General features: G+C 67.9%; 13 protein-coding genes. 10 read left to right on the top strand and 3 right to left on the bottom strand.

Annotated elements, in window-relative coordinates:
• Positions 1–83 precede the first annotated feature (83 nt).
• The 4 genes from NYR58_RS15520 to lpxK are packed head-to-tail and all read left to right on the top strand — an operon-like array spanning position 84 to position 3,477.
• Positions 84–332 carry a DUF4170 domain-containing protein gene (locus NYR58_RS15520; RefSeq protein WP_261522030.1) on the top strand — a complete coding sequence of 83 codons (249 nt, stop codon included), beginning with the start codon at positions 84–86 and terminating at the stop codon, positions 330–332.
• Between the two features lie 19 nt (positions 333–351).
• Complete coding sequence (locus tag NYR58_RS15515; protein WP_261522029.1) at positions 352–1,122, top strand: lysophospholipid acyltransferase family protein; 771 nt, start codon at positions 352–354, stop codon at positions 1,120–1,122.
• Positions 1,119–2,441 (top strand): lipid IV(A) 3-deoxy-D-manno-octulosonic acid transferase, encoded by a 1,323-nt coding sequence (waaA, locus tag NYR58_RS15510; RefSeq protein WP_261522028.1) that lies wholly within the window; start codon positions 1,119–1,121, stop codon positions 2,439–2,441. The genes NYR58_RS15515 and waaA overlap by 4 nt, the downstream gene beginning before the upstream one ends.
• Before the next feature lies 1 nt (position 2,442).
• A complete protein-coding gene (gene lpxK, locus NYR58_RS15505) occupies positions 2,443–3,477 on the top strand; it encodes a tetraacyldisaccharide 4'-kinase (protein WP_261522027.1) in 1,035 nt (344 codons plus the stop codon).
• 5 nt (positions 3,478–3,482) lie between these two features.
• On the opposite strand, the gene NYR58_RS15500 is transcribed toward lpxK, so the two are convergent.
• Positions 3,483–3,716 (bottom strand): DUF2093 domain-containing protein, encoded by a 234-nt coding sequence (locus NYR58_RS15500; RefSeq protein WP_261522026.1) that lies wholly within the window; start codon positions 3,714–3,716, stop codon positions 3,483–3,485.
• Between the two features lie 200 nt (positions 3,717–3,916).
• Here NYR58_RS15500 and NYR58_RS15495 point away from each other — a divergent pair, with 200 nt between their 5' ends.
• Positions 3,917–4,414, top strand: a complete 498-nt coding sequence (locus NYR58_RS15495; protein ID WP_261522025.1) for a phosphatase domain-containing putative toxin — start codon at positions 3,917–3,919, stop codon at positions 4,412–4,414.
• 7 nt (positions 4,415–4,421) lie between these two features.
• Here the strand turns inward: NYR58_RS15495 and mutL are convergent, their stop codons facing one another.
• The gene (gene mutL / locus NYR58_RS15490) at positions 4,422–6,266 is read right to left on the bottom strand and encodes a DNA mismatch repair endonuclease MutL (RefSeq protein WP_261522024.1); all 1,845 of its coding nucleotides are present in this window, start codon (positions 6,264–6,266) and stop codon (positions 4,422–4,424) included.
• A 169-nt stretch (positions 6,267–6,435) separates the two neighbouring features.
• Between mutL and NYR58_RS15485 the strand changes: the two genes are divergently transcribed.
• Positions 6,436–7,623, top strand: a complete 1,188-nt coding sequence (locus NYR58_RS15485) for a glycine C-acetyltransferase (RefSeq protein WP_261522084.1) — start codon at positions 6,436–6,438, stop codon at positions 7,621–7,623.
• A gap of 26 nt (positions 7,624–7,649) precedes the next feature.
• Positions 7,650–8,684 (top strand): L-threonine 3-dehydrogenase, encoded by a 1,035-nt coding sequence (gene tdh / locus NYR58_RS15480; protein WP_261522023.1) that lies wholly within the window; start codon positions 7,650–7,652, stop codon positions 8,682–8,684.
• Positions 8,685–8,724: 40 nt separating this feature from the next.
• Here the strand turns inward: tdh and NYR58_RS15475 are convergent, their stop codons facing one another.
• The gene (locus tag NYR58_RS15475) at positions 8,725–9,168 is read right to left on the bottom strand and encodes a MarR family winged helix-turn-helix transcriptional regulator (RefSeq protein WP_261522022.1); all 444 of its coding nucleotides are present in this window, start codon (positions 9,166–9,168) and stop codon (positions 8,725–8,727) included.
• 87 nt (positions 9,169–9,255) lie between these two features.
• On the opposite strand from NYR58_RS15475, the gene hmgA reads away from it, so the two are divergent.
• The 3 genes from hmgA to NYR58_RS15460 all read left to right on the top strand — a co-directional run bounded on the left by hmgA (position 9,256) and on the right by NYR58_RS15460 (position 11,576).
• Positions 9,256–10,569, top strand: a complete 1,314-nt coding sequence (gene hmgA, locus NYR58_RS15470; RefSeq protein WP_261522021.1) for a homogentisate 1,2-dioxygenase — start codon at positions 9,256–9,258, stop codon at positions 10,567–10,569.
• A gap of 114 nt (positions 10,570–10,683) precedes the next feature.
• Positions 10,684–11,025, top strand: a complete 342-nt coding sequence (locus NYR58_RS15465; protein WP_261522020.1) for a hypothetical protein — start codon at positions 10,684–10,686, stop codon at positions 11,023–11,025.
• 8 nt (positions 11,026–11,033) lie between these two features.
• Positions 11,034–11,576 carry a DinB family protein gene (locus tag NYR58_RS15460; protein WP_261522019.1) on the top strand — a complete coding sequence of 181 codons (543 nt, stop codon included), beginning with the start codon at positions 11,034–11,036 and terminating at the stop codon, positions 11,574–11,576.
• Positions 11,577–11,582: the final 6 nt, after the last annotated feature.

Raw genomic sequence — 11,582 nt, 5'->3', positions numbered from 1 at the left:
GAATGGTTCCAAAAAGGCGGCGTTGATTTGCGGCTCGCGGCGCGCCGTCAAGAATTTCTCTCGAAACGGATACGATGAGTGCCATGGCGGACAAAGACGAAAAAAAGCAGCTTCTTCACCTGGTCTTCGGCGGTGAGCTCGAGTCCCTTTCGAGCACCCGGTTTCGCGATCTCGAGGCGCTCGACCTCGTCGGCATCTACGGAGACTACAAATCGGCCGAGGCGGCATGGCGGGCCAAGGCGCAGGAGACTGTGGACAACGCCCACATGCGCTACTTCATCGTCCATCTGCACCGCCTTCTCGACCCGGATGCCGCCAAGGCGGACCGTTGAGTTGATGGACGAGAAGGCCATGGCGCCGTCCTTTGAGGTCAAGCAGCGTTCGCGCAGGCGCGTGCGTCCGGGCAGGTCCCTGTGGCGGCGCATTCGTGGCCCGCTTGCCCGCTCGCGCTTCCTCAAGAACGCCATCGCCTCCCTGATGGCCATGGCCCTGCGCTTCATCGCGCGCACCAACAGGCGCGTGGAGGGTTCGCACGACGTGGAAAAGGCGATCGCCGAGCACACGCCGGCCATCGCCGCGCTGTGGCACGGCCAGCATCTGCTGGGCCCCACCATCAACCCGCGCAAGCACCGCCTGGTGGCGCTGTTCTCGCGCAGCGCCGATGCCGAGCTCAACGCCCTGGTGGCCGAGAAGCTGGGCTTCGAGGTGGTGCGCGGCTCCGGCGGGCGTGCCGGTGCCCACCGGGCCAGGAAGGGCGGCGCCTCCGCGCTGATCCAGCTCAAGCGCACGCTGGATGCCGGCTGCAACGTCGCCATGATCGCCGACATCCCGCACGGCACGCCCCGCCAGGCGGGACTTGGCATCGTCACCCTCGCCCGCCTTTCGGGCCGGCCCGTGGTGCCGGTGGCCATCGCCACCAGCCGCCGCAAGGTGCTGGAGAAGACCTGGGACAAGACCACGATCAACCTGCCCTTCGGCCGCAGCGCGGTGATCCTCGGCGAGCCGATCTTCGTGCCGGCGGATGCCGATGACGGCGCCATGGAGGAGAAGCGCCGCCAGCTCACCGAAGCGCTCAACCGCGCCACCCGCGCGGCCTATGCCCTTGTCGATGGCCGGCGATGAGCGAACGCTGGGCGCGCGCCATTCTTGCCACCTACCGCTGGGCGGGCGCTGCGGCCTACCCGTTCATCGGCGGCTATATCGTCTGGCGTGTCACCAAGGGAAAGGAGGAGCGCACCCGACGGCACGAGCGCTATGGCAGGCCGAGCGAGCCGCGCCCGGAAGGCCCGCTGGTGTGGGTACATGCCGCCAGCGTGGGCGAGACCATCGCCGTCGTCGGCCTTGTCGAACACCTCCTGAAGAGCGGCATCCATGTGGTGCTGACCACCGGAACCGTCACCTCCGCCAGCGTGGCGGCGGAGCGGCTGGGCCGACGCGTCATCCACCAGTATGTGCCGCTCGATCTGAAGCCCGCCGTCAGCCGCTTTCTCAACCATTGGGCGCCCGATCTTGCCGTCATGGCGGAGTCGGAAATCTGGCCCGTCACCATTCTGGAGCTTGGGGCGCGCCGCGTGCCGCAGGTGCTCGTCAATGGCCGCATGTCCGACCGCTCCTTCGAGCGCTGGCGCAGGCACCCCTTTCTGGCCGAGGCCCTCTTCGAGAATCTGGCCCATGTCGTCGCCCAGTCGGAAGTCGATGGCGAGCGCTTCCGCAAGCTGGGCGCCAGGCCCGTGACCGTCTCCGGCAATCTCAAGGTCGATACCGCGCTGCCCCCCGTCGACGAGGCGGCGCTTGCCGGCATGCAGGCGGCCATCGGCACGCGCAAGGTGTGGGCCGCCGTCTCCACCCATGAGGGCGAGGAGAAGATCGCCGCCGAGGTGCACCGCATGGTGCGCAAGCGCCATCCCGATCTTCTCACCATCGTGGTGCCGCGCCATCCCGAGCGCGCCGAGGCGCTTGCCGAGGCGTTCGCTGACGAGGGGTTCGATGTCGTCCGTCGCAGCAGCGGCGGGGAAATCGGCCCGCAGACCGACATCTTCCTGGGCGACACCATCGGCGAGATGGGGCTCTATCTCCGGCTGACGGAGATCGCCTTCGTCGGCCGCTCGCTGGCCGGCGAAGGCGGGCAGAACCCCATCGAGCCGGCGCGTCTCGGCACGGCCGTGCTGTCTGGTCCGCATGTGGAGAACTTCCGCGATGCCTATCGCCGGCTGATCGAGCGTGGCGGTGCGCGGCCGGTGCGCGACACGCGCATGCTGGCGGGCGCCGTGTGCCTGCTGCTCGAAAATGAAGGGATCCGCCGCGCCATGATCGCTGCCGGCCGCTCGGCCGTGGAGGAGATGTCGGGCGCGCTGTCGCGCACCCTGATGGCGCTTGAGCCCTTCATCCACCCGTTGATCGTCAAGAGCCGCCTGCAGGGTGGCAACGGCCGGGCGGCGTGAGATGGCCTTTCCCGGCAAGGCACCGCCCTTCTGGTGGCAGCGGCCGGACTGGCGCGCCTGGGCGCTGTGGCCGGCGGCGACGATCTATGGTGCGGTGGCGGCGGCGCGTCTTTCCCGCGCTCCCCGCGAGAAGGTGGCGGCCGCCGTCCTGTGCGTGGGCAATCTCACGGTCGGCGGCGAGGGCAAGACGCCGGTCGCCATCGCCCTGGCCGGCGAGGCCCAGCGCCAGGGGTGGCGCCCGGGTTTCCTTTCGCGCGGGCATGGCGGCAGGCTGACGGGGCCACATCTGGTGGATGCCGGGGCCGACACCGCCCGCCGCGTGGGTGACGAGCCGTTGCTTCTCGCACGCCACGCACCCACCGTCGTCACCCCTGACCGCGCCGCCGGTGCGCGCCGGCTGATCGCCGAGGGTTGCGACTTTCTCATCATGGATGACGGCTTCCAGAGCGCGCACCTCCACATGGACTATGCCCTCATCGTCGTGGATGCCGCGCGAGGTCTCGGGAATGGCCATGTCGTTCCCGCCGGGCCGCTGCGTGCTCCGGTGGCGGGGCAGATGCGCCATGTCGACGGCGTGCTGGTAATGGGCAAGGGCCGGGCGGCGGACACCGTCGTGCGGCTTGCCGCGCGTGCCGGTAAGCCGGTCTTCGTCGCCCGGTTGGAGCCGGGCAAGGGGCATGGCCTTGCCGGAGAGCGCGTGCTCGCCTTTGCCGGCATCGGCAATCCCGACAAGTTCTACCGCACGCTGCAGGAGGCCGGCGCCACGCTTGCCGCCACCCGCTCCTTTCCCGATCATCACCCCTATGGTGCGCAGGAAGCGGCGGAGCTTGTCGCCCGGGCTGCCCGGGAGGGGCTGACGCTCGTGACCACGGAGAAGGATCTGGTCCGCATGCGCCATGGCCCGGGGGCCGTGCAGGCGCTTGCCGCCGCCGCGTGCGCCCTGCCTGTGGCCGCCGTGTTCGAGGAGCCGGCGGCTCCGGCGCGCATCGTGCGCGACACCCTCGATGCCTGGCAGAAGCGCCGTGCGGCGGGATAGGCGCCTCAGGCGCGCGGCTTTTTCAGCTCGGGATTGAGCTCCAGCTCGCGGGCCAGCGATGCTTCGGCGTCGAGATAGGCTTCCTGGCGCGCTACGCTCCAATACTTCAGGTCTTCGAGCGCGATGGTCTCGCCCGTCACCGCGCAGCGCACGAAGGCGCCGGGCGCGAGCACCTGGAAGTCGCCGTCCAGATAGCGAATGCGCGCTTCCCTGCCGCCGGGGCCTTCAAAACGGTTCATGCCGATCACCTCTCGTTAGGCGTCTTGCGCCACAAATTGCGCGCAGCGTCAAGCCGCTGCTGCAGCATTTTGCAGCCAGATGGAATCATCTAGCGTCGCACAAATGCCGCAAAAACAAATAGATGGATCGGATCAGCGTTTCATTGAAACGATGAACCGGTCTAGGTTGGCCTTGCATATCGTTCTTCGAGGGAAGCGTCATGGGCACGGGTTTTACGATCGCCACATTGCGGCTGGCCGGCGGCGGGCGGCTCGGGATCAGCCCGCTGCCTGGCCGCTTCAACGATCTCCTCGCGGATGTCGCGGCGATTGCCCGATGGGACCCGCAGGTCGTCGTATCGATGACCGAGCAGACCGAGATGGCGCAGCATGGCGCGGGCCATCTGGGGGAGGCGCTGGCGCAGGCCGGCATCGCCTGGCACCATCTGCCGATACCCGATTTCTCGGGACCCACCGCACAGGCCGCGGCGGCCTGGCCGGCGCTTTCGGCCCGTCTGCACGCCGTTCTTGATGCGGGCGGTGGCGTGCTGGTGCATTGCCGGGGCGGTTATGGCCGTTCGGGCATGGCGGTGCTGCGTCTGCTGGTCGAGCGTGGCGAGGCCCCGGAGGCCGCGCTTTCGCGTCTGCGTGCCGCCCGTCCCGGCGCGGTGGAGGCGCAGCCGCAGCTCGATTGGGCGGTAAGGGCGGGGCGCGGCTGATGCCGGCTCATCGCCGGCCGAACAGCCGCTCGATATCGGCGAGCTTCAGCTCGATATAGGTCGGCCGCCCGTGATTGCAGGTGCCGGAGCCGGGGGTCGCTTCCATCCGCCGCAGAAGCGCGTTCATTTCTTCCGGCTTGAGCCGGCGGCCGGCGCGCACGGAGCCGTGGCAGGCCATGGTGGCGGCGATGCGGTCGATGCGTTCCTTGAGCCCTTCCGCCGTATCGTTCTCTGCGATCTCGTCGGCAAGGTCCCGCACCAGCGCCGCCGCGTCGATCTCGCCCAGCATGGCCGGCGTTTCGCGCACCGCCACGGCGCCGGGGCCGAAGCGTTCGAGCCTCAGCCCCAGCCGCGCCAGGAAGTCCGCATGCGCCGACAGCCGCTCGGCATCCTCCTCCGGCAGGTCAACGATCTCCGGCATGAGCAGCATCTGGGAGGGCAGGGGACGGGCGTGGATCGCCTGCTTCAACGCCTCGTAGACCAGCCGCTCATGGGCGGCATGCTGGTCGACGATGATGAGGGAGTCCTCCGTCTGCGCGACGATGTAGTTTTCGTGAACCTGCGCGCGTGCAGCGCCCAGGGGATGGCGCAGCGTCTCGGCCGGCGCGGCATCGCCCCGCGCGTCGGCGCTGACCGCCCCTCCCACATGGAAGGCCGCCTGCGCGCCTTCGCGAAAGCCGCCTGTGACGCTCCCGCCGCCTGTCTGTCCGTCCAGGTCGAGCGGACGGCCGGGCGATGTCTGCGCACTCCAGCCGCCCGCGGGGCGTCGATCGCCAGCCTCGAAAGCGCGGTGCGCGCCGCCCCTTGGCGCGCGGAAGGCGCCCAGCATCGCCGCCGCCCCGCGCGTCGAGGCGCGCAGTCCCTGCTCCTCCAGCGCCTGGCGGATGGCACCGACGATCAGCCCGCGCACGAGCCCCGGGTCGCGAAACCGCACATCGGCCTTGGCCGGATGCACATTGACGTCCACCAGAGCGGGGTCGAGGGCGAGGAAAAGCACCGCCACCGCGTGGCGGTCGCGCGCCAGCACGTCCTGATAGGCGCCGCGAATTGCGCCGGCAATCAGCTTGTCGCGCACCGGGCGACCGTTGACATAGGCGAATTGATGCAGCGCGTTGCCGCGCGAGAAGGAGGGGATGGAGGCATAGCCGGTCAGCCGCACGCCCTCCCGTTCCGCCTCGATCGCCAGCGCGTTGTCGGCGAACTCGCGGCCCAGCACCTGCCCCATGCGGCGCAGCAGTCCCTCGCCGTCGGCCGGCACGGCGGGCAGGTCGAGCGTGCTGCGGTCCGTGCCCGAAAGCGTGAAGCGCACGGCGGGAAAGGCCAGCGCCACGCGCCTGATCACATCGGTGATCGCCGCCGCCTCGGCGCGCTCGCTCTTCATGAACTTCAGCCTGGCCGGCGTGGCGAAGAAGAGGTCGCGCACCTCCACCGTGGTGCCGCGATTGGCCGCAACGGGCTTCACGGGGCCTGTCCTGCCCGCCTCCACCACGATCTGCGCGCCCGCATCGCCCTCCGCCGTGCGCGAGCTCAGCGAAAGCCGCGCCACCGAACCGATGGAGGGCAGCGCTTCACCGCGAAAGCCCAGCGAGCGAATGTCGTGGATGTCGTCGGAAAGCTTCGATGTGCAGTGGCGCGACACGGCCAGCGGCAGCTCCTGGGGGGGAATGCCGGTGCCGTCATCAACCACGCGGATGAGATTGAGGCCGCCGCCCGCCGTCGCCACCTCGATGCGGCGCGCGCCGGCATCCAGCGCGTTCTCGACCAGCTCCTTGACGACGCTTGCCGGCCGCTCGATCACCTCGCCGGCGGCGATCTGGTTGATGACGGTCTCGGAAAGGGGGCGAATGGGCATGGCGCCCTTATAGCGGGATTCGGCTGGGGGGTGGAGGGCGCAAGATGCCGTGGCCGGGCGCCGTCCACCGTAAAGGCGGGCTGGATTGCGCCTTGCGGTCTTCCTGGCCCATTCGGCAAGGCGCGCTCTTTCCGCTATATGTGATGCAAAAGGTGCCGACGGGGTGAGCATGACCGAAGCGTTTCTCAAGCATCTTTCCGCCGAGCTCGACGGCCTGAAGGCCGCCGGCCTCTACAAGCACGAGCGCGTCATTACCTCCATGCAGTCCGCCGAGATCGAAAGCGGTGGCAGGCGGGTGCTCAATTTCTGCGCCAACAACTATCTGGGCCTGGCCGACAACCAGGAGCTGCGCGAGGCCGCCAAGGCGGCGCTCGATACCTATGGCTACGGCATGGCTTCGGTGCGGTTCATCTGCGGCACGCAGGAAGAGCACAAGCAGCTCGAGGCACGCATATCCGATTTTCTCGGGTATGAGGACACGATCCTCTATTCCTCCTGCTTCGATGCCAATGCGGGCCTTTTCGAGACCCTGCTCGGGGAGCAGGACGCGATCATCTCCGACGCACTCAACCACGCCTCCATCATCGACGGCGTGCGGCTCAGCAAGGCGCGGCGGCTGCGCTATGCCAACAACGACATGGCCGATCTGGAGGCGAAGCTGAAGGAGGCGGCCGATGCCCGCTTCCGCCTGATTGCAACGGACGGCGTCTTCTCCATGGACGGCATCATCGCCGATCTGCGGGGCATCTGCGATCTGGCGGAGAAGTACGACGCCATGGTGATGGTGGACGACAGCCACGCCGTGGGCTTCGTGGGTGAAAACGGCCGCGGCACGCCGGAGGCCTGCGGCGTGGAAGGGCGGGTGGATATCGTCACCGGCACGCTGGGCAAGGCGCTGGGCGGTGCCTCCGGCGGCTACACGGCCAGCCGGCGCGAGATCGTCGAGTGGCTGCGTCAGCGCTCGCGCCCCTATCTTTTCTCCAATACGCTGGCGCCGGTGATCGCCGCTGCCTCGCTCAAGGTCTTCGACCTGATCGAGCATGGCGAGGCCCTGCGACGCAGGCTCTATGACAATGCGCGCCATTTCCGCGAGAAGATGACAGGGGCGGGCTTCCGCCTCGCCGGCGAGGGCCACCCCATCATTCCCGTCATGGTGGGCGATGCCGCGCTTGCCGCGCAGATGGCCGACCGGCTGCTCGACCACGGCATCTATGTGATCGGCTTCTCCTACCCCGTGGTCCCGAAAGGCCAGGCGCGCATCCGCACCCAGATGTCGGCCGCCCACGCGCCGCAGGACATCGACCGCGCCGTGGAGGCCTTCGTGGCCGTGGGGCGGGAACTGGGCGTGATTTCCTGAGCGGCGTCAGGCAAGGAGGCTGGCCGATGTCCAACATGATGAAGGCTCTGGTGAAATCGAGGCCCGAAGAGGGGCTGTGGATGGAGCGCGTGCCCGTCCCCGAGATCGGCCCCAACGATGTGCTCATCAGGGTGAAGAAGACCGCCATCTGCGGCACCGACGTGCATATCTGGAACTGGGACGAATGGGCCCGAAAGACCGTGCCCGTGCCACTCATCACCGGCCATGAATTTGTCGGCGAGGTGGCCGATGTCGGCGCGGCGGTGACGGAATACCGCGTCGGCCAGCGCGTTTCCGGCGAAGGGCACATCGTCTGCGGTCATTGCCGCAACTGCCGCGCAGGCCGGGGGCACCTTTGCCGCAACACGCTGGGCGTGGGCGTGCAGCGCCCTGGCGCCTTCGCCGAATATCTGGCGCTGCCGCAGCACAATGTGGTGGCCATTCCCGACGACGTGCCCGACGAGATCGCCGCCATCTTCGACCCCTTGGGCAACGCCGTCCACACGGCCCTTTCCTTCGATCTGGTGGGCGAGGATGTCCTCGTCACCGGCGCCGGCCCCATCGGCATCATGGGGGCGCTCGTCGCCCAGTGCGTCGGTGCGCGAAAGGTGGTCATCACCGACATCAATCCCGCCCGCCTCGCGCTGGCAAGCAGGCTCGGCGTCCGGAACACGGTGAATGCGAGGGAGGAGAGCCTTGCCCGGGTGATGCAGCGGCTCGGCATGACGGAGGGCTTCGATGTGGGGCTGGAGATGTCGGGTGCCGCGCCCGCCTTCCGGGACATGATCGACGCGATGAACAATGGTGGCAAGATCGCCATCCTGGGCATCGCGCCTACCGGCTTCGAGATCGACTGGAACAAGGTCATCTTCAAGATGCTGCACCTGAAGGGCATCTACGGCCGCGAGATGTTCGAGACCTGGTACAAGATGATCGCGCTCGTCCAGGGGCCGCTCGACGTTTCGGGCCTCATCACACATCGCCTTCCGGCAGACGACTTCCGCGACGGCTTCAGCGCCATGAGAAGCGGCGAGGCGGGCAAGGTCGTGATGGACTGGTAGGCGTGCTCCCTCGGCCTTGCACGGCCGGGTGGGCCGCTGCTCACGCCCTCAGGACCGCCTTCTCCAGCGCCGCAAGGCCCTTCAGGACGGCCTCGCGCTGGCGTGCGCCGAGCTTGTCCAGCATCCCGGCCTCGAATGCGGCCGCCACCGGGATGAGCTCTCCATAGACGCGCTGGCCGGCCTTCGTGAGGCTCAGGCGCTCCACCCGGCGGTCGTTCGCATCCGCCTTGCGCACCAGCCATCGGCGCTTTTCCAGCGCTGCGACCGCGCGCGACACCTTGGTCTTGTGCATCGCCGAATGCGCGCCGATTTCCGTCGCCGTCATGGTGCCGTGCTGGCCGAGCGCTGCCAGCGTGCGCCATTCCGGCCGCGTGAGGCCATAGCGGTCCCGATAGATCCTCGCGAACTCGCGGCTGATTGCATCCGCCAGCCGGTTCAGCCGGTACGGCATGAAATCTTCGAGGATCAGGACATCGTTCGTCATGGCGGTTCTCGCGGCATTGATGGTTACATTTTCAATGGTTACAAATGAAACAAATATGTTCGCCCCGCAAGTCCCATGGAGGAAGCCATGACCTGCCGCTACATGCCCGGCTTCGGCAATGATTTCGAGACCGAGTGCCTGCCAGGCGCCCTGCCGCAGGGGCAGAACTCGCCGCAGCGCCCGCCCTACGGTCTTTATGCGGAGCAGCTTTCGGGCTCGCCCTTCACCGCGCCGCGCGGCGCCAACGAGCGCTCCTGGCTCTATCGCATCCGCCCCAGCGTGCGCCACGCCGCCCGCTTCCGCCCGACAGCCTTTTCCCATTGGAAGACTGCGCCCAATCTGGGCGACCACGAGCTGCCGCTTGGCCAGCTTCGCTGGGATCCCGTGCCGATGCCGAAAGCCGATACGGACTTCCTCTCCGGCGTCCTGACCATGACGACGGCGGGCGACGCGATGGGCCAGACGGGCATGGCGGCTCATGTCTATGCCGTGAACGCCTCCATGGTGGACGACCATTTCTTCAACGCCGACGGCGAGCTGCTCTTCGTGCCGCAGGAGGGCAGCCTGCGCGTTGTCACGGAGATGGGGGTGATGGAGGTCGCGCCAGGGGAGATATGCCTGGTGCCACGCGGCATGATCTTCAAGGTGGAGCTTGTCGACGGGCCGGCGCGCGGCTATCTCTGCGAGAATTACGGCGCCAAGTTCACCTTGCCCGACCGTGGCCCGATCGGCGCCAACTGCCTGGCCAACCCGCGCGATTTCAAGACGCCCGTCGCCTGGTACGAGGATCGCGAGGCCGATTGCCGGCTGACCGTCAAGTGGTGCGGTCGCTTCTACCGCACCGAGATCGGCCACTCGCCGCTCGACGTGGTGGCCTGGCACGGCAACTACGCGCCCTGGAAATACGATCTTTCCACCTTTTCGCCCGTCGGTGCCGTTCTGTTCGACCACCCTGACCCGTCGATCTTCACGGTGCTCACCTCGCCGAGCGGCGAGGAGGGCACGGCCAATGTCGACTTCATCATCTTTCCGCCGCGCTGGCAGGTGGCCGAACACACCTTCCGCCCGCCCTGGTTCCACCGCAATGTGATGAGCGAGTTCATGGGCCTGATCCGCGGCCGGTACGACGCCAAGGAGGAGGGTTTCCTGCCGGGCGGCATGAGCCTGCACAACATGATGCTGCCGCACGGGCCGGATGCCGACAGTTTCGAGAAGGCGACGCGGGCCGAGCTTGCGCCGGTCAAGCTCGACGACACCCTGGCCTTCATGTTTGAAACCCGCTTCCCCCAGCACCTGACGCGCTATGCGGCGGAGACGGATACGCTGCAGGAGGACTATATCGACTGCTGGAAGGGCCTGAAGAAGCGCTTCGACGGCACGCCGCAGGGCAACTGGGACTGAGGCCGGATCCTGGCATTCGCATCCGCCGCCGGTTGGGCTACAATCGGTCAGGCCGGAGAGGAGGAAGAATGCATCCCTCACCAGTTTTCGGGCGCACGGGCGGGCGGCGGTAGGATGCCGGGCCGGCTCCTCGTCATCATCTTTCTTCTGTCCATGGCGCTTGTCCTCTATGGCTGGTGGCAGATTCTCGCCCTGGCCTTCCATCTCGAAAAGCGGCGCTTCGGCTGGTCGGACGAGGAGGCGCTGACGAAGTTCGTTTCCCTGCGCCGCCCGCGCGGCCGGCAGGGCAGGAAGCGGATGCACCGCTACATCCGCGAGGACCTGCGCGCCCATGCGGAGGCGACGGGCCAGTGGCGGCGCCACCGCAACGCCCGTCTTGCGCTCTCGGCGGGTTATGCCGCGGCGGCAGCGGCGGTCTTTACCTGGGTTCTCTCCACCGTCCTCGAAAGCTGGTAGAACTTCCCATGCAGCTTCCAGACCATTTTCGGAAGATGGCGGCCAACAACCTGTGGTCCAATCACCGCCTCCACCGTGCCGTGCTGGCACTCAAGCCGGGCGAGTTCGAGGCCGAGCGCGTAGGCTTCTTCCCGTCCATCGCCAAGACGCTGAACCACATCCTGGCCGTCGATCTCTATTATCTCGACGCGCTGGAAGAAGGGGGCATCGGCCCCGCCGCCTTCCACGATTTCGTGCCGTTCGACAGTCCGGCTGCGCTTGCCGATGCACAGCGCGCCCAGGACGAACGGCTGATGGCCTTCTGCTCCGCCCTGCGCCAGGAGGACATGGCGCGCCGCGTGATCACCGACCGGGGTAACGCCGGGAAGTTTCCCGAGCGCATCGACGCGTTGCTCGCCCACCTCTTCCTGCACCAGGTTCACCACCGGGGGCAGGTCCACGCGATGCTTGCCGGCACCTCTGTCGCGCCGCCGCAGCTCGACGAATTCTTTCTCGACTTCGACATGCCGCGGCGGAAGGCGGAGATGGAACGGTTGCGGCTTGCGCCGTGATCGCGG

Origin of the sequence: Chelativorans intermedius (assembly GCF_025398255.1) — a bacterium.
GTDB classification, from domain to species: Bacteria; Pseudomonadota; Alphaproteobacteria; order Rhizobiales; family Rhizobiaceae; genus Chelativorans; species Chelativorans intermedius.
This window is presented reverse-complemented; position numbering and strand designations above follow the sequence as displayed.